20 protein-coding genes are annotated in these 20425 nt (G+C 72.8%); 11 read left to right on the top strand and 9 right to left on the bottom strand.

What is annotated here, in order from left to right; all coding sequences use genetic code 11:
- Nucleotides 1–93: 93 nt before the first annotated feature.
- The gene (locus GGG17_RS01475; protein ID WP_154592029.1) at nt 94–675 is read right to left on the bottom strand and encodes an LOG family protein; all 582 of its coding nucleotides are present in this window, start codon (nt 673–675) and stop codon (nt 94–96) included.
- A gap of 56 nt (nt 676–731) precedes the next feature.
- On the opposite strand from GGG17_RS01475, the gene GGG17_RS01480 reads away from it, so the two are divergent.
- Together GGG17_RS01480 and GGG17_RS01485 are read left to right on the top strand one after the other, a co-directional pair.
- Complete coding sequence (locus GGG17_RS01480) at nt 732–2144, top strand: cation:dicarboxylate symporter family transporter (protein ID WP_154592030.1); 1413 nt, start codon at nt 732–734, stop codon at nt 2142–2144.
- 109 nt (nt 2145–2253) lie between these two features.
- Nucleotides 2254–3276 carry a Glu/Leu/Phe/Val dehydrogenase dimerization domain-containing protein gene (locus GGG17_RS01485; RefSeq protein WP_154592031.1) on the top strand — a complete coding sequence of 341 codons (1023 nt, stop codon included), beginning with the start codon at nt 2254–2256 and terminating at the stop codon, nt 3274–3276.
- 59 nt (nt 3277–3335) lie between these two features.
- Here GGG17_RS01485 and GGG17_RS01490 read toward each other — a convergent pair whose 3' ends face one another.
- The gene (locus GGG17_RS01490) at nt 3336–3749 is read right to left on the bottom strand and encodes a cupin domain-containing protein (RefSeq protein ID WP_154592032.1); all 414 of its coding nucleotides are present in this window, start codon (nt 3747–3749) and stop codon (nt 3336–3338) included.
- Between the two features lie 80 nt (nt 3750–3829).
- Here GGG17_RS01490 and GGG17_RS01495 point away from each other — a divergent pair, with 80 nt between their 5' ends.
- On the top strand, nt 3830–4435 hold the full coding sequence (locus GGG17_RS01495; protein WP_311966341.1) for a class I SAM-dependent methyltransferase: 606 nt from the start codon (nt 3830–3832) through the stop codon (nt 4433–4435).
- Between the two features lie 13 nt (nt 4436–4448).
- Here the strand turns inward: GGG17_RS01495 and GGG17_RS01500 are convergent, their stop codons facing one another.
- Nucleotides 4449–5558: a DUF3592 domain-containing protein gene (locus tag GGG17_RS01500; protein WP_154592033.1), complete on the bottom strand. Its 1110-nt coding sequence runs from the start codon at nt 5556–5558 to the stop codon at nt 4449–4451.
- A gap of 247 nt (nt 5559–5805) precedes the next feature.
- Between GGG17_RS01500 and GGG17_RS01505 the strand changes: the two genes are divergently transcribed.
- The 3 genes from GGG17_RS01505 to yczE all read left to right on the top strand — a co-directional run bounded on the left by GGG17_RS01505 (nt 5806) and on the right by yczE (nt 8627).
- Entirely contained in the window at nt 5806–6816 is a 1011-nt protein-coding gene (locus GGG17_RS01505; protein WP_154592034.1) for an ANTAR domain-containing protein, read from the top strand.
- A gap of 66 nt (nt 6817–6882) precedes the next feature.
- On the top strand, nt 6883–7680 hold the full coding sequence (locus tag GGG17_RS01510) for a D-hexose-6-phosphate mutarotase (RefSeq protein ID WP_154592035.1): 798 nt from the start codon (nt 6883–6885) through the stop codon (nt 7678–7680).
- A gap of 248 nt (nt 7681–7928) precedes the next feature.
- On the top strand, nt 7929–8627 hold the full coding sequence (yczE, locus tag GGG17_RS01515; protein WP_230082570.1) for a membrane protein YczE: 699 nt from the start codon (nt 7929–7931) through the stop codon (nt 8625–8627).
- A gap of 22 nt (nt 8628–8649) precedes the next feature.
- On the opposite strand, the gene GGG17_RS01520 is transcribed toward yczE, so the two are convergent.
- The 4 genes from GGG17_RS01520 to GGG17_RS01535 all read right to left on the bottom strand — a co-directional run bounded on the left by GGG17_RS01520 (nt 8650) and on the right by GGG17_RS01535 (nt 11945).
- A complete protein-coding gene (locus GGG17_RS01520; protein WP_154592036.1) occupies nt 8650–9522 on the bottom strand; it encodes an amino acid ABC transporter permease in 873 nt (290 codons plus the stop codon).
- Complete coding sequence (locus GGG17_RS01525; protein ID WP_154592037.1) at nt 9519–10199, bottom strand: amino acid ABC transporter permease; 681 nt, start codon at nt 10197–10199, stop codon at nt 9519–9521. Before GGG17_RS01525 ends, GGG17_RS01520 begins: the two co-directional genes overlap by 4 nt.
- A 135-nt stretch (nt 10200–10334) precedes the next feature.
- Nucleotides 10335–11192: a glutamate ABC transporter substrate-binding protein gene (locus GGG17_RS01530; protein WP_154592038.1), complete on the bottom strand. Its 858-nt coding sequence runs from the start codon at nt 11190–11192 to the stop codon at nt 10335–10337.
- Between the two features lie 33 nt (nt 11193–11225).
- Nucleotides 11226–11945, bottom strand: coding sequence for an amino acid ABC transporter ATP-binding protein (locus tag GGG17_RS01535; RefSeq protein WP_375804490.1), 720 nt, complete (start codon nt 11943–11945; stop codon nt 11226–11228).
- A 203-nt stretch (nt 11946–12148) separates the two neighbouring features.
- Here GGG17_RS01535 and GGG17_RS01540 point away from each other — a divergent pair, with 203 nt between their 5' ends.
- From GGG17_RS01540 to GGG17_RS01550, 3 genes are all read left to right on the top strand, one after another.
- Nucleotides 12149–12667 (top strand): SigE family RNA polymerase sigma factor, encoded by a 519-nt coding sequence (locus GGG17_RS01540; RefSeq protein WP_154592040.1) that lies wholly within the window; start codon nt 12149–12151, stop codon nt 12665–12667.
- Complete coding sequence (locus GGG17_RS01545; protein WP_154592041.1) at nt 12657–13652, top strand: hypothetical protein; 996 nt, start codon at nt 12657–12659, stop codon at nt 13650–13652. Before GGG17_RS01540 ends, GGG17_RS01545 begins: the two co-directional genes overlap by 11 nt.
- 67 nt (nt 13653–13719) lie before the next feature.
- Nucleotides 13720–14544 carry an alpha/beta fold hydrolase gene (locus GGG17_RS01550; protein WP_195849077.1) on the top strand — a complete coding sequence of 275 codons (825 nt, stop codon included), beginning with the start codon at nt 13720–13722 and terminating at the stop codon, nt 14542–14544.
- Nucleotides 14545–14571: 27 nt separating this feature from the next.
- Here GGG17_RS01550 and GGG17_RS01555 read toward each other — a convergent pair whose 3' ends face one another.
- Together GGG17_RS01555 and GGG17_RS01560 are read right to left on the bottom strand one after the other, a co-directional pair.
- Complete coding sequence (locus GGG17_RS01555) at nt 14572–14745, bottom strand: hypothetical protein (RefSeq protein ID WP_154592043.1); 174 nt, start codon at nt 14743–14745, stop codon at nt 14572–14574.
- A 101-nt stretch (nt 14746–14846) separates the two neighbouring features.
- A complete protein-coding gene (locus GGG17_RS01560) occupies nt 14847–18428 on the bottom strand; it encodes a proline dehydrogenase family protein (RefSeq protein WP_154592044.1) in 3582 nt (1193 codons plus the stop codon).
- Nucleotides 18429–18543: 115 nt separating this feature from the next.
- Here GGG17_RS01560 and GGG17_RS01565 point away from each other — a divergent pair, with 115 nt between their 5' ends.
- Together GGG17_RS01565 and GGG17_RS01570 are read left to right on the top strand one after the other, a co-directional pair.
- Nucleotides 18544–19386, top strand: a complete 843-nt coding sequence (locus GGG17_RS01565; protein ID WP_154592045.1) for a PhzF family protein — start codon at nt 18544–18546, stop codon at nt 19384–19386.
- A gap of 14 nt (nt 19387–19400) precedes the next feature.
- Entirely contained in the window at nt 19401–20303 is a 903-nt protein-coding gene (locus GGG17_RS01570; RefSeq protein WP_154592046.1) for an oxidoreductase, read from the top strand.
- Nucleotides 20304–20425: the final 122 nt, after the last annotated feature.

A 20425-nucleotide genomic window follows, 5' to 3' on the forward strand; every position in this document is an offset into this window, starting at 1 on the left:
GGAGGGTGAGGGGCACTGCTCGGTCGTGCGGGCGTGGGCGGCGGGCTGGGGGCTGGGGGCTCAGTTCGGGTCGTCTGGAGGGGCGGGGCGGTGTCAGCGGTCCACCCACGCGTCGGGCGCGTCCCCGTCGGCCGGCGCGTGCGCCTCCAACGCGTCCAGCAGGGCGTCCACCGTCGGGCGGGCGATCAGCAGCTCGCGGTGCGCCGGACGCAGGAACTCCTCGTCGCGCGCGTGGTCCAGGAAGGCGAGCAGCGGCTGCCAGTAGCCGTCGACGTCGAGCGCACCCACCGGCTTGCGGTGCAGCCCGAGCTGCGCCCACGTCAGGATCTCGGCGAGCTCGTCGAGCGTGCCCATCCCGCCCGGCAGGGCCACGAACCCGTCCGCCAGGTCGGCCATCAGCGCCTTGCGCTCGTGCATCGAGCCCACGACGTGCAGCTCGGTCAGCCCGTCGTGGCCGACCTCGTCGTCCATGAGGTGCTGCGGGATGACGCCGACCACCTCACCGCCCGCCGCCAGGGTGGCCTCCGCGAGCACGCCCATGGTGCCCACCCGCGCCCCGCCGTACACCACGCGGGTGCCGCGCGCGGCCAGGGCGGCCCCGAGGGAGGCCACCGCGGCGGCATACGACGGGGACCGGCCGGGGGAGGAGCCGCAGAAGACGCACAGGGATCTCATGCCGACACTGTGCCACCGCCCATATCGATCAGGTGACGGTCAGACTTCTGAGTCGTATGCCGTCCCGCCTGGCCGCATACATCGCGGTCATCATCGCGGTGCTCGGGGGCATCGCCTTCGGGATGCTCGCCCCGGACGCGGCCAAGGGCTGGAAGTGGGTCGGTGACTCGTTCGTCAGCCTGATCAAGATGATGATCAGCCCCGTCATCTTCTGCACCATCGTCCTCGGCATCGGCTCGGTCCGGGCCGCCGCGACGGTGGGCAAGGCGGGTTCCATGGCCCTCGCCTACTTCCTGACCATGTCGACCTTCGCCCTCGCGATCGGCCTGGTCGTGGGCAACCTTCTGCAGCCGGGGCACGGGATCAAGGTCGTCGCGGGCGCCGGCAAGAAGTACGCCGAGCAGGCCGAGCACGGCGGCGGCACCGTCGAGTTCGTCCAGGGGATCATCCCCGAGACGCTGTTCAGCTCGCTCATCTCCGGGTCCGTGCTGCAGACCCTGTTCGTCGCGCTGCTCGTGGGCTTCGCGATCCAAAAGATGGGGCGTGCCGGGGAGCCGGCACTCGCCGCGGTCGCGGTGCTGCAGAAGGTCGTCTTCCGCATCCTGACGATGGTGCTGTGGCTCGCCCCGATCGGTGCCTTCGGCGCCATCGCCGCGGTGGTCGGCACCTCTGGCCCCAAGGCCGTCGGCGAGATGCTCAAGCTGATGTTCGGCTTCTACCTCACCTGCCTGCTCTTCGTGGTGGTCGTCCTCGGCTCCGTGCTGTGGCTGGTCGCGCGGATCAACATCCTCACGCTGCTGAAGTACCTCGGGCGGGAGTTCCTGCTCATCGTGGCGACGTCGTCCTCGGAGTCGGCGCTGCCGCACCTCATGGCCAAGATGACCCACGCCGGCGTGGACCGCTCCACGGTGGGCGTCGTCGTCCCGACCGGCTACTCGTTCAACCTCGACGGCACCGCGATCTACCTGACCATGGCGTCGATCTTCATCGCCGATGCGATGGGCAAGCCCATGAGCATGGGCGAGCAGATCGGTCTGCTGGTCTTCATGATCATCGCGTCCAAGGGCGCCGCCGGCGTCACCGGTGCCGGCCTGGCCACCCTCGCCGGAGGCCTGCAGGCGCACCGCCCCGAGCTGCTGGACGGCGTCGGCATCATCGTCGGCATCGACCGGTTCATGTCCGAGGCACGCGCCGTCACCAACTTCGCCGGCAACGCGGTGGCCACCCTGGTCATCGGTCGCTGGACCGGCACCCTCGACCACGAGCAGGCGCGTGCGGTGCTGTCCGGCGACCGGCCGTTCGATTACGCCACGCTGGACGACGACCCGCACGCCACCGAGGTGCGCCCCGGCCACGTCCCGAGCCCCGTCAACCCGGCCGACCGGCTGCAGCCCACCCCGCAGGTCAACCTGCAGGATTATGCCGAGCACGCCCGTCACGCCGACGGGTCCACGCGCACGGACGACTGACGGGGCCGCCGCCTCGCCCAGGCCCCAACGCCCGAGTGGTCACCTCCCGACGTCGGGAGGTGACCACTCGGGCGTTGGTGGCGGGCCGTGCAGGTGGCAGAGTCGGGGCATGAGCGCGATCGACCCCTGGGCCAGCGAGCAGGTCATCACCTATGCCGACCGGACGACCGGCCTGAGGGCGGTCATCGCGATCGACGACACGACGCTCGGGCCGGGGTTCGGCGGGGTGCGCTGGCGCCCCTACCCGTCCACCGAGGCGGCGGTCCAGGAGGCGCAGCGTCTCGCGCGGGCCATGACCTACAAGCACGCGCTCGCCGAGCTGCCCTACGGCGGGGCCAAGTCCGTGATCCTGGCGGACGGGGCGCCACGCGACGACGCCGCCCGCCGAGCGGTGTTCGAGGCGTTCGGGGACGCGGTGGCCCGCACGCACGGGCTCTACATCCCCGGCGTGGACATGGGCACGACGCTGGCCGACATGGAGGTCATCCGTTCCCGCGGGGCGCGCGTCTACTGCGCGGACGCCGACCCCTCTCCGTGGACGGCGCGCGGGGCCTACGTCGCGATGCGCGCCGGGGTCCGGCACGCGTGCGGCGCGCCCACCCTGGACGGACTCACGGTGGCGGTCCAGGGCGTCGGCAACGTCGGCGGCGAGCTCGCCCGGCTGGCGGCCCGTGACGGGGCGCGGGTGCTCGTGGCCGACGTGGACGCCGAGCGCGCGGCGTCGGTCGCCGCGGAGTGCGGCGGCGAGGTCGTGGGCGTCGCCGAGGTCGTGACCTGCGAGTGCGATGTGCTCGCCCCCTCGGCCGTCGCGCGGGTCGTGACGGCGGACGTGATCCCGCTGCTGCGCTGCCGGGTCGTCGCCGGCGCCGCCAACGACGTCCTCGACGACCCCTCGTGCGAACGGGCCCTGGCGCAGCGGGGGATCACCTTCGTCCCGGACTTCGTCGCCAACGCCGGGGGAGTGATCCACGAGCACGCCCGCGCGCAGGCGTGGACCGACCAGCAGCTCACCGAGGCGGTCGACGCCATCGGGCCCCGCGTGACCGACCTGCTCGAGGATGCCGCCGGCGGGAGCCCGGTCGAGGCCGCCCTGGCCCGCGGACGGGCTCGCCTGGCGGCGGCCCGCCGCTGACACCGGCCCCCGAGGCGCCCGGCTGCGGCATTCGAGCAGGTCGGCGCCGCGAGCCGGGTTCAGTCCTGCTCGTTGGGGTCCTCGTCGGCGTCCTGCTTGGTCGCGTGGCGGGTGCCGTGCACGTGGTCCGGCGGGCCGTAGAGCGAGTAGACCTTGAGCACCGTGTCGCCGATGTTGACGACGTTGTGCCAGGAGCCGGCGGGAACCATCACGATGTCGTCGTCCGACACGACCTCCTGGAACTGCAGGTCGTTGCTCGCCCTGCCCATCATCACGCGGCCCCGGCCGGCCTCGACGCGCAGGAACTGGTCGGTGTCGTCGTGCATCTCCAGGCCGATCTCGCCTCCCGGCGGGATCGCCATCACGGTCAGCTGCAGGTGCTGCCCGGTCCACAAGGTGTCGCGAAACATGGTGTTGTCGAGCGTCGCTCGCTCGATGTCGGTCACGAACGGCGCAGGGCCCTGATCGGCCATGTCCACTCCTCTCGCTCGGGTGCGGTGGTCCTCGCACACTCTAGACTCGCGGTCTGACACACCCCACCCGAGGAGCCCCCGTGACCCGCGTGCCCAGCGACTGGGAGCAGATCGTCGCCGCCGACCCCACCCACTCCGAGCGCTACGTCGAGCGGTTCCGTCGTATGGCGCGCGAGGGGCGTGACCTGGCAGGGGAGGCGCGCATGGTCGACGCCATGGTCGGACGCGGCTCGCGGATTCTCGACGCCGGGTGCGGACCCGGCCGCGTGGGCGGCTTCCTGCACGACCTCGGCCACACGGTCGTCGGCGTCGACGTGGACCCGGTGCTGATCGCCGCCGCCGAGGCCGATCACCCCGGTCCGACCTGGCTGGTCGGCGACCTGGCCGAGCTCGACCTGGCTGCGGCGGGGATCCCCGAGGGCTTCGACGTCGTGGTGTGCGGCGGCAACGTCATGACCTTCCTCGCGGCGAGCACCCGGGTGGAGGTGCTGCGCCGGATGGGGTCGCACCTGGCCGAGGGTGGACGCCTGGTCGTGGGGTTCGGGGCAGGCCGTGGCTACGACTTCGGGGCGTTCCGGATGGACACGCGCGTGGCGGGCCTCACGGAGTCGGTGCTGCTGTCGTCGTGGGACCTGAGGGCGTTCCGTCAGGGCAGCGACTTCCTCGTGGCGGTGCTCGAGCGCTGACGCGCCACCCCCCTCAACGGGCCAGGCGCGACGCCTCGGCGACGGTGCGTGGGAGGACCGCCTCGACGACCCCGGAGGACGTGGCGAGGAGCAGGCGCCGGCCCAGCAACAGGTGATGACGCGGTCCCGGGAGCACGCCCACCTCGTCGGTCCCCGCGGCGCCGCGCAGGTCGGCGGGCACCCCGCCCCCGGGCACCCCGCCGGACCGGGCGACGACCGGGACGTCCCCGGCCCGGTCCTGCAGCGCCAGCACGACGCCCCGCCCCGCGGGCGCGGCCGACAGCAGGCGCCACGGCTGCCACGGCCCGCTCCGCAGCGCCGATCGCCACGCGAGCATGCGTGCCCCGGCCACCCCGGCCCAGCCGAGACCCACCACCAGCGCGAGACGCAGGAGGTTCTGCCACCACTGCGTGACGGCGGACGGGGCGGGGTCGTCGACCGCGCCCACCGTCTCGGGGTCGTCCGGGTCGACGACCACCGTCAGCTGCGTGCCCACCGGCACCACCTGCGGATCCACGCCGTGCACGACCGAGGCATAGGTCCGGCCGCCCTCCACGTGGGTCACCCGGACCCACGGGGAGTGACCGAGCCCGGTGTAGGTCCACCCCGAGGCCGTCACCTGCGCCGGCGTGCGGACCCCGCGGTCGTGCAGCTCTGCGCTCGCCATACGCGACATCAGGCCCGTGACCAGCAGGAGCACCAGGGCCGCCAGCGCGAGGACGAGCGGGGGGACCAGGCGCCGCCGACAGGCGCCTCGCCACGCAGCCGCGGTCAGCGGGTCGTCCCATGCCGCCGCGCCAGCCCCGGCCGCAACCTCAGCGCCCGTCTCCGCACCGGTGCCCGACGGCAGGTCGGCCGTCTCCAGCACCACCCGGCGCTCGGGGTGGTGGGCGCGGATGCGGTCGGTGACGCGGTCCCGGGCCCGGCCCACGAGGGCCCACCCGGCGAGCAGCAAGGCGGTGACGAGGCCGAGGACCACCACGGTGGGGTTGATGGCCGGCGGCTGCCCGGGGCCACGGTGCCGCGCCCAGCCGACGAACGCATGCGCTGCCACCACGACGAGCAGGACCACCGCACAGGTCAGGGCGGCGACCCGGGTCCGGTCGGTCGCTGGGGTCCGCAAGGATCCACCTCCACGTCGCCACCCGCCTCCGACGGAGGCAGCTCGCACCGTCACTCTGGCACGGTGGGTCACCCGTCACGCGGAGCAGCGCCGAGAGGAGCAGCCGCAGTTGGGAGGGCAGCCGTGCAGGGCTTAAAATGCGTCGGCTGGCCCCGGGTGCTCCCGGGCCAGCGCGTCGTTCAGCCCTAGCGACAGATCCTGCGCCGTCTCGGTGCGCGTCCCACGGCTCTGGAGCGACGTGAACGACATGAGTGACGACAGGCCCACGATCCTCCCCGCGTCGTGGCAGGTCGAGGTGCGCGGTCCCCAGGACCTGGAGTGGTCGCTGTCCCCGGAGCTGTACGCCCTGCACGGACTCGAGCCCGGTCAGGGCCCCGACGGCCTGGACCTGTTCCTGACCCACCTCGACCCCGCGGACGCCGACCTCGCGGTGGCGGCCTCCGAGGCGCTCCGCCGCGGCGAGGCGTTCGCCCACCGCCGCCGGCTCGTCCGGCACGACGGCCAGGAGCGGGACGTGCTGGCCGTGGGGCTCGGCTCCTACGACGACGACGGCTCCCTCGTCGGGGCGTCCGGCTACCTGCTCGACGTGGGGCCGATGGTGCAGAGGGCGGTCGCCGAGGAGATGACGGACCAGCTCGACGAGGTCGTCGAGGCCCGCGCGCTCATCGAGCAGGCCAAGGGCGTCCTCGTCCTGGCCTACGGCATCACCGCGGACGAGGCCTTCTCCCTGCTCGGGTGGTACTCCCAGCGCACCAACACGCGCGTGCGCACCCTCGCTGCCCGCCTGGTCGAGGGCGCGAGCGCGCGAGCCGGCGACCCGACCCACCTGGACCGACTCCTGTCGGTGCTGCTGGACCCGCGGTGCGCCCCGCTGCTGGAGGTCCCCCAGGGCGAGGCGGCCCCGGCGTGGTCGGCCGAGCGCGTTGCCCCGTCCGTGGAGGTGGGGCATCAACTCGCCATCCCCGTGGTCGCCGTGGCCGGGGATCTCGACGCGGCCGGCGCCGCAGAGGCCGTCCCGCAGCTGCGGGACGAGCTGGCCGGCCTGCCGCAGCCGACCCGTCCCCACGTCCTCGACCTGTCGGGGGTGGGCTACCTCGGGCCCGCGGCGGTCCTGGCGGTGGCCGGCGTCGTGACCAAGCACCTCGCCACCTCGGCGGACCTGCGCGTCGTCGCCGGCCCTGCTCGTGCCCAGCTGGTCGCGGCCGGGCTGTCGCAGAGCCGGTTCGTGCGTGCCACGCGCGACGTCGAGCCGGCCTGACCCGGGCTGCACCGGAAGCGGCCACCCCGGGTGACGTCGGCCGCGGGCACGCCATACGGTCTGGTCATGGGCACTCTCCCCGCACCCCACGACATCTCCGGCCCCGAGGCGACCGCTGCGATCCACGAGCAGGGGGCGCACCTGGTGACCTGGACCCCCGTCGGCGAGCAGCCGGTCCTGTGGGTCAGCCATGACACCTTCCTCCAGGAGGGGACGGCCATCCGGGGCGGGGTGCCCATCTGCTTCCCGTGGTTCGGCCCCGGCCGCTCCGGCGACCGCAAGCCCTCGCACGGCCCCGCGCGCACGACACCCTGGGAGCCGGTCGGGATCGAGGAGGGGCGGGCGCAGCTCTCCCTCACCCTGGGTGCGCTCCGCGCGACGTATGACGTCCGCGCCGGCCGCCGCCTCGAGCTCGCGCTGCGCGTGACCAACGTAGGGTCGCAGGAGGAGACCTACGAGGAGGCCCTGCACGCCTATCTGGTGGTGGGTGACGTGCGCCAGGTGCGGCTCGACGGCCTGGACCGGGCGTCCTACGTCGACAAGACCGACCAGGGCCGCACCCACCGCCAGGAGGGGCCGGTGACGCTGCGGGGCGAGACCGACCGGGTCTATCGCTCGGCGTGCCCGGTCACCGTCGTCGACCCGGTGCTCGGGCGTCGGCTGCGCGTGACGACGTCCGGGTCGGCGAGCACGGTCGTGTGGAACCCCTGGGCGGACAAGGCCGCCGGCCTCGCCGACATGGGAGACGACGAGTGGCCGGGGATGTTGTGCGTGGAGGGCGGCAACGTGCTGGCGGACGAGATCACCCTCGCGCCGGGGGACACGCACACGCTGCGCTACGAGATCGAGGTGCTCGCGCTCTAGCCCGCCCGGGTGCCAGCCGCACCCCGCGCCGGGCGGCGGCCGTGACCAGCGCGGACGACCGCGGTCGGGGCAGGCGTCACCACAGGCTCAGGCCGCCGCGGGGCACCTGGGCCTCCCAGCCGGGCAGGGCCGCGGTCACGAGGGTGTGCAGGTGGTCACGGGCACCGAGAGGCGGCGGGGCGGCATACGGTCCGCCAACGCTCCAGTGGCCATGTCCGACCAATCCAGTCGTCGGTGATGATGGTCGTATGACGCGCCCCACCCGCACCCTCCAGCCGATGACCCCGGTGCAGCAGCTGCGTGCCGGCCGCCTGCCGCGACGGATCACGCAGCTGATGGTGGGGCTCACGCTCTACGGCGTGTCGATGAGCATGATCATCCGCGCAGCCCTCGGCCTGGACCCGTGGGACGTCTTCCACGTCGGGGTTGCCCTGCACCTGCCGATGTCGATCGGGGTCACCGTCATCGTCGTGGGCGTGGCCGTGCTGCTGGCGTGGATACCGCTGCGGCAGTGGCCGGGTCTCGGCACGGTGGCCAACGCGGTCTGGATCGGCGTCGCCACCGACTGGACGCTGAGCTGGCTCGACGCGCCGTCGTCCCTGTGGGTGCGCGCGGTTCTCCTCGTGGCCGGGATCGTGCTCAACGGGCTGGCAGGCGCGCTCTACATCGGGGCGCAGCTCGGGCCTGGCCCGCGGGACGGCCTGATGACCGGCATCGCGCACCGCACGGGCCTGTCGCTGCGGCTCGTGCGCACCTCGCTGGAGGTCACCGTCCTCGCCGTCGGCTGGCTGCTCGGCGGCGGCGTGGGCCTCGGGACCGTGCTGTATGCCGTGGGCATCGGGCCGATCGTGCAGCACCTGCTGCCCTGGTGCATCGTGCCGGTCACGGCCCCCACCACCCCCTCGCCGACTGGTCACTTCCCGACGGCGTCGCGCGCCGGGAAGTGACCAGTCGGCGGGGGTGGGAGGGCTAGGGAGCGGCCGGCTGACCCTCGGCGGCGCTCGGCGTGGCCGGGAGCGCCGCCGTGTGACCGCGGTGACGCATCCGGCGCTCGATGAGGCCGGCCAGCGTGGTGAGGGCGTAGTTCATCACGATGTAGAGGACCGCCACGAAGATCAGCGCCGGCACGACGTTGCCCTGCCAGGAGCCGATCTGGTCGGCCTTGCGCAACAGCTCCTCGTAGAGGATGACGTAGCCCAGCGCCGTGTCCTTGAGCACCACGACCAGCTGGCTGACCAGCGACGGGAGCATGGCGGTGAGGGCCTGGGGGAGCTGCACGGAGCGCATCACCTGGCCGGGGCGCAGGCCGATCGAAAGCCCCGCCTCGGCCTGGCCCTTGGGGAGGTTGTTGACGCCGGAGCGGACCAGCTCGGCGATGACGGAGCCGTTGTAGAGCGTGAGCCCGGTGACCACGCCCGCGAGGGACTCGTAGCCGGGGAACATCCCGCGGTCGACGTAGAGGGCGTACGACCCGAGCATCATCACGAGCACCGGGATCGCACGAAAGACCTCCACGACCGCCCCGCACAGCCAACGGACGGGGGTCATCCCCGACAGGCGCCCGACACCCAGCAGCAGACCGATCACCGACGCGGCCGCGATCGAGATGGCGGCGGCGCGCAGCGTGCCGAGGATGCCGGGCAGGAGGTACTCCGACCAGACGTCCGTCCACAGCAGCGGGCGCCACTTGGCGGCCGCGAGCTGGCCCTTGGCGCCGAGCTGCATCAGGACCCAGACCCCGATCGCGACGGCGACCAGCAGGAGGACCCCGGCGACGACGCGCTGGTTGCGGCGGGTCCGCGGACCGGGGGCGTCGAACAGGACGGATGCGTCCGAGCTCATCGCTTGACCTCCAGGCGGGTGGCGAGACGGGTGAAGAGCAGCCCCATCGGCAGCGTGAGGATCACGAAGCCCAGCGCGACGATCACGAAGAAGGCCATGATCGCGTCGGGCCGGTCCTCGATGACCTGGGCCTGCAGGTAGGAGATCTCGGCGACGCCGATGACGGACACGACCGTGGTGTTCTTGGTCAGGGCGATGAGCGTGTTGCCGAGCGGCACCAACGCGGCGCGGAAGGCCTGCGGCAGCACGACCTGGGTCAGCGTCTGGCGGAAGCCCAGGCCGAGGGAACGGGCCGCCTCCGCCTGGCCGACGGGCACGGTGTTGACGCCCGACCGCAGCGCCTCGCACACGAACGCGGCGGTGTAGATCGACAGCGCCGCCACCGCGAACCTGACGTTGTTGTCCCTGATGAAGGTCGGCGACTGGGCGCTGGCGAGGCGCAGGTTGAGCTGCGCGACGAGCCCGAGCGAGCAGAAGACGACGATCAGCGTCAGCGGGGTGTTGCGGACGACGTTGACGTACAGCGATCCGAGGAAGCGCAGCATCGGGACGGGGGACAGGCGGAAGATCGCGAGGATCGTCCCGATGACGAGGGCGCCGATGCCGGACATGACCGTCAGCTTGATGGTCATCCAGAACGCGCCGAGGATGTCGAACTCGCTGAAGAGCTCTTGCATCCGGACTCCTTGGGGGTGGGGGGCCGGCGGGGGTGCGGTGAGCCCGTATGCCGGGGCGCCCCGGCATACGGGCTCACCGTGCGAGGCGCCTCCCCGCCGCGAGGAGGGTGCGGCGGGGAGGACGCGAGCCCGAGGTCAGGCGCAGGCCGCGGGCTTCGGGGGGTTCTTGCTGGTGTCGACCTTGAAGCCGCCGGTGCCGAGGTTCTTGTCGATCGACTTCTGCCACTCGCCGGACGAGATGTACTTGGTGATCGCGTCGGTGACCTTCTGGCAGGTGGCGGTGTCGCCCTTCTTGATGCCGACGCCGTAGTTCTCGGTGCTGAAGGTCTTGCCGACGACCTTGAGCTTGCCTTGGTACTGCGACTGGCCGGCGTAGCCCGCGAGGATCGTGTTGTCCGTGCTCAGCGCGTCGATGGAGCCGCTGGACAGGGCCTCCACGCACTTGGAGTAGGTGTCGTACTCCTGGAGCTGGACGTTGGGGTACTGGTCCTTGATCTTGGTGGCCGAGGTGGAGCCCTTGACCGAGCAGAGCTTCTTGCCGGAGAGAGCGTCGGGGCCGGTGATCGTGGTGTCGTCCGCCCGGACGAGCAGGTCCTGGCCGGCCACGAAGTAGGGGCCGGCGAAGTCGACCTTCTGCTTGCGCTTGTCGGTGATCGAGTAGGTGCCGACGATGTAGGACACCTTGCCGGCCTGCAGCATGGCCTCGCGCTGGGCGCTGACGGCCTCGACGAACTCGGGGGTCTTGCCCATCTCCTTGGCGATGTAGGTCGCCAGGTCCACGTCGAAGCCGGAATAGGTCGAGCCCTGCTTGAGGCCGAGGCCGGGCTGGTCGAACTTGATGCCGACCTTGACGGTCCCCCCGCCGGCGCCGGAGGAGGCGCCGGAGCCGGACGAGCCGGAGCCGGCCTGGTCGCCGGAGCTGCCGCAGGCGGCGAGGGAGGTGGCGGCGAGCGCGATGGCTGCCGCGGCGGTGGTGGTGCGACGGATCGTCATGAGATCTCCTCGGGTGGTGGCCGGCGGGCCGGCTCAGTGGGTGAGGATCTTGCCGAGGAAGTCCTTGGCGCGATCCGACTGGGGGTTGGTGAAGAACTGCTCGGGGGTGGCCTGCTCGACGATTCGCCCGTCGGACATGAACACGACACGGTCCGCGGCCTTGCGGGCGAAGCCCATCTCGTGGGTGACGACGATCATGGTCATGCCGGAGCGGGCCAGCTGGGTCATGACGTCGAGGACCTCGTTGATCATCTCGGGGTCCAGGGCCGACGTCGGCTCGTCGAAGAGCATGACCTTGGGGTCCATGGCCAGGGAGCGGGCGATCGCGACGCGCTGCTGCTGGCCGCCGGACAGCTGGGCGGGGTACTTGTCGGCCTGGTGCCCGACGCCCACCCGGTCCAGGAGCTGGCGGGCCCGGGCCTCGGCGTCCTTGCGGCCGACCCCGCGCACCTTGGTCGGGCCGAGGGTGACGTTGTCGAGGATCGTCTTGTGGGCGAAGAGGTTGAACGACTGGAAGACCATGCCCACGTCGGACCGCAGCTGGGCGAGGGCCTTGCCCTCCTCGGGGAGGGGGCGGCCGTCGATGGAGATGGAGCCGGACTCTATGGTCTCGAGCCGGTTGATCGTGCGGCACAGGGTCGACTTGCCCGACCCCGAGGGGCCGATCAGGACGACGACCTCACCCTCGTGGACCGTCAGGTCGATGTCGCGGAGGACGTGCAGGTCCCCGAAGTGCTTGTTGACCTGCTCCATCACCACGAGGGGACGGCGGTCGCCCGAGGGGGCGCTGGCGGCGGTGCTCATGGAGGGGAGAGTAGCCCCCGACTCCGACGCGGTCTCCCCCTATCGGCCTAGGTAGGGGAACGGTTGGCAGATCGTGACCATGGTGTGCAACCTGAGGAGCGGCGCCCGCGTCCTTCGGGTGTCAGCACCTCTTGGGGGAGGGATGGAGCCCCATGGACGAGCGCGACGAGGAGTTCACTGCCTTCGTGGCAGCACGCTCCGGACCGTTGCTCCGCTACGCGTACCTGCTGACGGGTGATCACGCCGCGGCGGAGGACCTGCTCCAGAGCACTCTGGTCAAGGTCTACCTGTCGTGGCACAAGATCGCGGACCACAGGTCCGTCGATGCCTACACCCGCACGGCCATGACGCGCACCAACATCTCGGTGTGGCGCAAGGTCGGGCGGCGTGAGTACGCAACGGAGACGACACCGGACCAGGCCGTCGACGACCGGCACGACATCGACGAGCGGGACGGGATGTGGGCGTTGCTGCAGACGCTCGGGTCGCGTCAGCGCACGGCGCTCGTGCTCCGGTTCTACGAGGACCTCCCGGAGGCGGAGATAGCAGACGTCATGGGGTGCTCCCTGGGCACGGTGAAGAGCCAGATCTCACGTGGCCTGGCCAACCTGCGCAAGGTCGTGCCTGCCCGTGACGAGGTGTGGGAGAGGGGGTTGGGTCATGCGGGATGACGATCTCGGACGCCTGGTGAGGCGGGCGTTGGAGGGGCACGCCCACGACGTGCGGCCCTCGCCCGACCTCGGTGAGTGGGTCGTGGAGCGCGGCAAGGTCGTGCGTCGCCGCCGTCGCGTGACCGCGATGGCCGGTGCGGGCACGACGCTCGCGCTGGTGGTGGGGGCGGCGGTCCTCGTGCCGCGGCTCTCGGACGGTCAGGACCCCGAGGACAAGGTCGTGCCTGCGACACCCCCGACGTCGCAGGTCACGACGGAGCCCGCCGACCCGACGCCCGCGCCCAGCAGCACCCGGTCCGGCGGGGGGCCGAGCCCCCGCACCAGCACTCCGGGGGCTACCTCCGACGAGCCGTCTGCCCCCCGCTCCACGTCGGCGTCGCCGACGGACGTCCCATCGGCCACGTCGACGTCGAGCCCGGCGAGCACACCGACCCCGGCGAGCACACCGACCCCGGCGAGCACGCCGACCGCGACGGGCGGGACCGCGTCGGGCGAGAGCTTCGACACCCCCTTCGGTCCCGTGGGGTTCCCCACCGGCGCCCGCGTCAAGATCGCCGGCACCCGCGTCGGGGACCGCTATGTCGCCCTCGTGGGGTCCCACGACTCGACGACCGACTCGGCACCGCCCAACCAGGCGCGGCTCCTCAGCGTGGCGAGCGACGGGTCGGCCATCGTGCTCGCCTCGGCGGGCAACGGCTCGGCCCACAGCTTCGCGACCAGCCCCAACGGCCGCTTCGTCGTCGTGGCGATCCACGACGACGGCGGCGAGCGGCTCGAGGCCTACCGCGTCGGTCAGCCGGGCACGCGCGCGTCCTACATCGTGCCCGAGGAGTGGCAGGGCGAGATCGTCGGCTGGGCCAGCGAGGGCGTGACCGTCAAGGGCACCGGGGCCCCGCACGAGCTGGTCTGGCAGATGGACTCCGGGCGCGTGACCGTGCGCGCCCAGCCCGACGCCGAGCCGACCACGCTCGTCACGGGGCGCTAGGTTGGCGGAGCGGCCGTCGTCGGTCGCCATGCGTTCACTCGCGGGTCGCCAGGGAGGACGGGGCCGTATGCCGAAGGACGTGGTCGAGCTGGCCGACGGCTCGCGCCTGGCGGTGTGGCGGTCCGGCGTCGAGGGCGGCGCGCCGGTGCTGCTGCTGCCGGGCATGAGCCAGGACCACCGGCTCTACGACGTGCTGGTCGCCGAGCTCGCGGCGCGCGGGGTGCTCGAGGGCGACGTCGAGACCATCGCGATCGACCAGCGCGGCACCGGTGACAGCGACGACATGGACCGGAGGGACCCGCCGACCACGGGATCCTTCGCGGACGACGCGGCCTGGGTGCTGGAGCGGCTGGGCGTGGGGCGGGCGCACGTGGTCGGCCACTCCATGGGTGGACGCATCGCGCAGTGGCTCGCGATCCGGCACCCCGAGCGCGTCGCGAGCCTGACCCTGCTGTGCACCTCGCCGGGGGACCGGCACGGGGTCCCGCGGGCGGACGACGTCGACGCCACCATCGCGCGGTGCGACCCGATGGAGATGGCCCTGCTGAGCTACACCCCCGCCTGGCTCGGGGCGCACCACGAGCTCGCCGAGTCCGCCGACGCGGCGACCACGACCCGATCGGCGCAGCGGGGCCTGCACTATCGCGCCTCCCACGGCCACGACGCGTGGGACTCGCTGCCCCGCATCGCCGCGCCCACCGTCGTGGTCCACGGGGATGCCGATCGCGTCAACCCGCTGGGCAACGGCGAGCTGCTCGCCCGCCGCATACCCGGGGCCGAGCTGGTGGTGCTGCGCGGCGCCCGGCACGGGCTGCCGGTCGAGCACGCGGCCGAGATCGCGGACGTCGTCCTGCGGCGGGTCGCGCCTCGGCGGTCGGCTCAGCGACGGTGAGCGCCCGGACGACGGGACGACCCCGCGTCACCGGCGCTCCTCCCGCCGGCGCCGCCAGACGTCCCACGCCAGGTCGACCACGACCCAGAACGCGCCGAACAGCAGCGCCGCCGAGGCGCTCGCCAGGAACGGCTCGCGCTCGAACAGCCCGAGCCAGCCCATCACCAGCCGAAAGATCAGGAAGGTGACGGACAGGACCAAGCCCTCGCCCAGGCGCGACCCCCACGACCGGCTCCTGCGCCCGGCCCTCCCCTCGTGTGCGGGGTCGGGCTGGTGCGGGGGGGCCGGGGAGCGGCGGACCGTCATCGGGCGAGGTCCGGCGCCACGTGACCGTACCGGTGCAGGGTGCGGCTGATCGCCTGCTCGCGCAGGAAGGTCAGCAGCTCGCGGCGACCGTTGGCCAGCACCGGGTCGGCGAGCACCGTGACGGGGGATCCCGCGAGGGCGTGGACCAGGTCCGCGACCTCGCCGTCCTGCCCGACCGCGCGCACCCGCGCCGACGTCTGGCTCCCCTGCAGCCGCTCGACGAAGGTCGGTCGGTCCTCGATGGTGAGCAGCTCGCCCAGGTCGTCGGCGGCCTGGCGGGCCTCGCCGTCGCCGGTGCGCAGTGCCTCCAGCGGGCCGGCGGCCTGGGGGTCGGCGCTGATGCGCACGGCCGACCCGGCGAGCTCGGCGGCCGCCAGCAGGCGGACCAGCTCGACCGGGCGGGCGCCGGGCTCGAGCCGGACGGTCACCTCGGGGTGCGGGCGATAGCGGAAGAGGTTGGCCTCCACCGACAGCCCCGTCTCGTCGACCTCCACGCCGAGCTCGGAGCGCCACGCCTGCGCGTCCGAGCGCAGGGCCGCGTCGAGCCAGGTGCGGGCCTGCTCCAGGTCACCGGCGTCGCCCGCGCCACCGGCGCCCACGACCAGCGGCGCGAGCCGGCCCACCAGCCGGCGCACGCGGGGCGAGGGCTCGGCCCCGTGCTGCGGCAGCCCGTCCTCGCTCCACGAGCCGAGCAGGGCCACGTAGTTGGGACCGCCGGCCTTGGCGCCGGGGCCGACCACGGAGTCCTTCCACCCGCCGAAGCTCTGCCGCTGCACGATCGCGCCGGTGATGTGGCGGTTGACATAGGCGTTGCCCACGTCGACGTGCTCGGTCCACCAGGCGATCTCGTCGGGGTCGAGGCTGTGCAGCCCGCCGGTGAGGCCGAAGGCCGTGGCGTTCTGCAGCTCGACCGCCTCCTCGAGCGTCCGGGCGGTCATCAGGCCGAGGACCGGGCCGAACACCTCGGTGAGGTGGAAGAACGAGCCGGGCCGGACGCCCTCCTTGAGGCCGGGCGACCAGAGGCGACCCGAGTCGTCGAGCTGCTCGGGCTCGACCAGCCAGGACTCGCCGGGCTCCAGCGTCGTGAGCGCTCGGCGCAGCTTGTCCTCGGGCACCTCGATGATCGGGCCCATGGTGGTGCCGAGGTCGTGCGGCCAGCCGACGCGCAGCGAGCGCACGGCGTCGACGAGCTGGCGCCGGAAGCGCTCCGACCGCGCCACCGAGCCGACGAGGATGCCGAGCGACGCGGCCGAGCACTTCTGGCCGGCGTGGCCGAAGGCGCTGCGGACCAGGTCGGCGGCGGCGAGGTCGAGGTCCGCGGCGGGGGTCACGACCAGGGCGTTCTTGCCGGAGGTCTCGCCGTAGACGCGGGGCCCGGCGGGGTGCTCGGTGCGCCACCCGGCGAACATGCGGGCCGTCTCGGAGGCCCCGGTGAGGATCACGGTGTCGACCTCCCGGTGCGAGACCAGGGCGCGGCCGGCCTCGCGCTCGTCGGTGCGGACCACCTGCAGCACCTCGCGGGGGACGCCGGCCTCCCACAGCGCCTCGGCGGCCACCTCCACGCAGCCCGGGGTGGGGTGCGCGGGCTTGATGACGACCGCCGCTCCGGCTGCCAGGGCGGCCAGCACGCCGCCGATGGGGATGGCGACGGGGAAGTTCCACGGCGGGGTGACCAGCACGACCCGGTCGGGGGTGAAGCGCGACCCGTCGGTGTGCGCGCTCGCGCCGGTCCTGAGCTCCAGCCCGCGCTCGGCGTAGTAGCGCGCGAAGTCGATGGCCTCGGAGATCTCCGGGTCGGCCTCGGCGACGGTCTTGCCGCCCTCGGCCGCCATGATCGTGATCAGCTCGCCGCGCCGGGCCTCCAGCGCGCGGGCGGCGTCACGCAGCACCTGCGCCCGGTCGTATGCCGACCGCCCGGCCCATCCCGGGGCCGCCGCCACCGCGCGGGCGACCACCGCGTCGACCTCGTCCGGGGTCGACAGGACCGGCGAGGTGCAGGTGTGCGGGTCGGCGGCGAGGGCGTCCCGGGCCCAGGCACGGGTCGCGGGCAGCGACGGGTCGGAGTCGGGGGTGTTGGCGAAGCGGTCCCCGATGCGGGCGCGCTCGGCGCAGCGGCGCGGGCCGACGGGCGTGGTCGCCATGGCGGCGACCGACTCGCGGAAACGTCGCTCCTGGTCGGCCATCGCGTCGTGCGGTCGGTCGGCGGCGCCGGGCCGGCCCTTCGGCGAGGCTCCCGTGCCGTCCCCGTCGGCGGAGAACATTGCGTGCAGGAAGTTCTGCTTCTGGGCGTTCTCCTCGAGGCGCCGGATCAGATAGCTGACCGCGACGTCGAAGTCCTTGGGCGCGACCACGGGGGTGTAGAGCAGGACCGACCCCACGGCGGCCTTGACCGCGCGAGCCTGGCTGGGCGCCATCCCTTGCAGCATCTCGATGTCCAGCGCGTCCAGGCACCCGCGCCGCTGGGCGAGGAGGTAGGCGACGGCGGTGTCGAAGAGGTTGTGCGAGGCGACGCCGAGGCGCATGACCTCGGTGGCGTCGGGGCGCAGCGCGCGCTCGACGAACGCCAGGTAGTTGGCGTCGACGTCCTCCTTGGTGGTGTAGGGCGCCTGCTCCCAGTCGTGCAGCTCGGCCTCGACCTGCTCCATGGCGAGGTTGGCGCCCTTGACGACGCGGACCTTGATGCCGGCGTGCCCTGCGGCCCGGCGGCGGCGGGCGAGGTCGAGCATGCGCTCCAGGGCAGGCAGCGCGTCGGGGAGATAGGCCTGCAGGACGATGCCGGCCTCGAGGTCGTGGAACTCCTCCTCGGCCAGCAGCCGCTCGAAGACCGCCATGGTCAGGTCGAGGTCCTTGTACTCCTCCATGTCGAGGTTGACGAAGGCGTGCGGAGTCTTGGCGACGGCGGTGCGGTAGAGCGGGCGCAGGCGGTCCAGGACCCGGTCGACGGTGCCCTCGCTGTCCCACGTCGAGATCTGGCTGACCAAGGAGGACACCTTGATCGAGACGTAGTCGACGTCGGGGCGGGCGAGGATCTGGCGGGTGCGCTCGGCCCGGCTCGCGGCCTCGTGCTCGCCGAGCACGGCCTCGCCGAGCAGGTTGACGTTGAGCCGGAAGCCCTCGGCGCGGGCCTTGGCGAGGTGCCGGGCGAGCGCCGGGTCGTCGGCGTCCACCACCAGGTGGCCGACGATCTGGCGCAGCCGAGCGCGGGCGATCGGCACGACCACGGGAGGGGCGAGCCGGGCGACCTTGGCGCCGAGGCCCAGCAACGAGCGGTCGACCCGGCCGAGGAAGGCACCGGCGTCCCCGGCCGTGAGCGTGGAGAGCACCTTGGCCGCGACATAGGGATCCTCGGGCCGGGCCACCTCGTCGACGAAGGTCACCGCCAGGTCCAGACCCGTCTCGTCGCGCAGCAGGGCGCCCAGCTGGTCGGACGTGGCGCGCTCGGACCGGGTCGCGCCCTCGGCGGTGGCGCGCTCCCAGCGTCGGGCCACCTCGACGGCCTCGTCCGCGACGGCAGCGACCGCCGCCGGTCCGGTGAGGTCGTCGGGCTGGGGCGCGAGGGGTCGGCTCTGATCCGTCATACCGTCGATTGTGGACCACGGCACCGACAGGGGGCGAAGGGGGTGCGACCCGTCTCACAACGGCTCGTCCCGGGCTCCCGAGGACGTGCGCGGGCAGGGCCGATACCCTGAGCCCATGCCTTCCGACTACCGAATCCTCAACGTGTTCACCACGCCGGACGACCTGTTCTCCGGCAACGCGGTGGCCGTGTTCACCGACGCCGGCGGTCTCGACGAGGAGACCATGAAGCGCACCGCTCGGCAGCTCGGGACCGAGTGCTCGTTCATCACCGGCAAGGACGACGAGGGGCACGCCACGGTCCGCTTCTTCCAGCCCGAGGGCGCCTCGGGCTTCGCCGGCAGCGCGTCCATGGCGACCGCGCACGTCGTGCGAGAGCTGGACGGCGGCGAGGGCGACGTCTACCTCGCCGGCAGGAAGCAGCTGATCCACGTGATCGACTCCGGCGACCGGTGGACGATGCTCGGCCGCAGCTCGGTCATCGAGGAGATCCGCACGGAGAAGCGCTTCCTGGCCGGGCTCGTGGGCCGCAAGATCCCCGCGATCGTCGATCCCACCGTCAAGGTCACCTTCACCCGGTCGACCATCGTGCTCCAGCTCGCGACCGCCCAGGACGTGCGCGAGTCCAAGATCGACGCCCGCCTCCTGCACCAGTACGCCATGCTGCTGCACGTCGAGCCCCAGATCTACGTCTGGGCCTGGCGCGAGGACGGCGACGTCGCCTCCCGCATGTTCTACGGACCGCAGGGCGGCGTCCTCGAGGTCGCGGCGACGGCGTCCGGCGCCGGCCGGCTCGGCGAGGTCCTCGTGTCCCGGGGCGAGCGCGACCAGCACTACCGCGTCTACCAGGGCGAGGACATCGAGCGCCCCTCGATGATCCACCTCGACATCGACGCCGACGGCCAGGTCTCGCTCGGCGGCATCGTCAAGGAGGTCGCGCGCGGTCAGATGGCCCTCTGAGCCACACTGGTGCCATGAGCACCTGGACCGCCAAGGACATCCCCGACCAGACCGGCCGCGTCTTCGTCGTCACCGGAGCCAACTCCGGGCTCGGCCTCGCGACCACGCGAGCGCTCGTCGACAAGGGCGCGTATGTCGTCATGGCCTGCCGCGACACGGACAAGGGCGAGGCGGCCCGAGCCTCCCTGGACCTGAGCGGGCCCGGCGGGGCCGAGGTGCGACACCTCGACCTCGCCTCGCTGGCCTCGGTGCGCGAGTTCGCCGAGGGTGTCGACGACTGGCGCATCGAGACGCTGATCAACAACGCCGGGCTGATGGCCGTGCCGTTCTCGCGCACCGAGGACGGCTTCGAGACGCAGCTCGGCACCAACGTGCTGGGGCACTTCGCGCTGACCGCTCAGCTGCTGCCGCGCCTGACGGATCGCGTGGTGTGGCTGTCCTCGCTGATGCACCGCATGGGCCGGATCGACCTGGCGGACCCCAACTTCGAGCGGCGGCGCTACAACCCGTGGGTCGCCTACGGGCAGAGCAAGCTCGCCGACCTGATGCTGGCGTACGAGCTGCAGCGGCGGCTGACGGGTGCTCGCTCGCCGCTGCGCTCGATGGCGGCGCACCCGGGCTACTCGTCCACCAACCTGCAGGGACGCACCGGGTCCGCCTGGCCCGACCGGGTGATGCTGCAGCTCAACAAGGTGAGCACGGTGGCGCAGCCCGCCGCGATGGGGGCGCTGCCCTCGTTGTACGCCGCGACGGTCGACGACCTGCCGGGTGGGTCGTTCGTCGGGCCGGACGGGTTCATGGAGGCGCACGGGCACCCGCGCACCGTCGGTTCGACGGCGGCCTCCCACGACCGCCGCAAGGCTGCCCAGCTGTGGCAGCTCTGCGAGGAGCTGACGGGCATCCCCTTCCGCGTCTGACAGTGATGATGTGAGTGAGCCCCGCAGCGGTCGTCCTGACTCAGCGTCTGACTGACTGAGGGTCTTTAACAGGATCTGTCGGTCGATCCGCTGCGGGGCTCGTTTGCACTCACCAGACGAGG

Source organism: Arsenicicoccus cauae, from assembly GCF_009707125.1.
In the GTDB taxonomy this organism is placed as follows: Bacteria; Actinomycetota; Actinomycetes; order Actinomycetales; family Dermatophilaceae; genus Arsenicicoccus; species Arsenicicoccus cauae.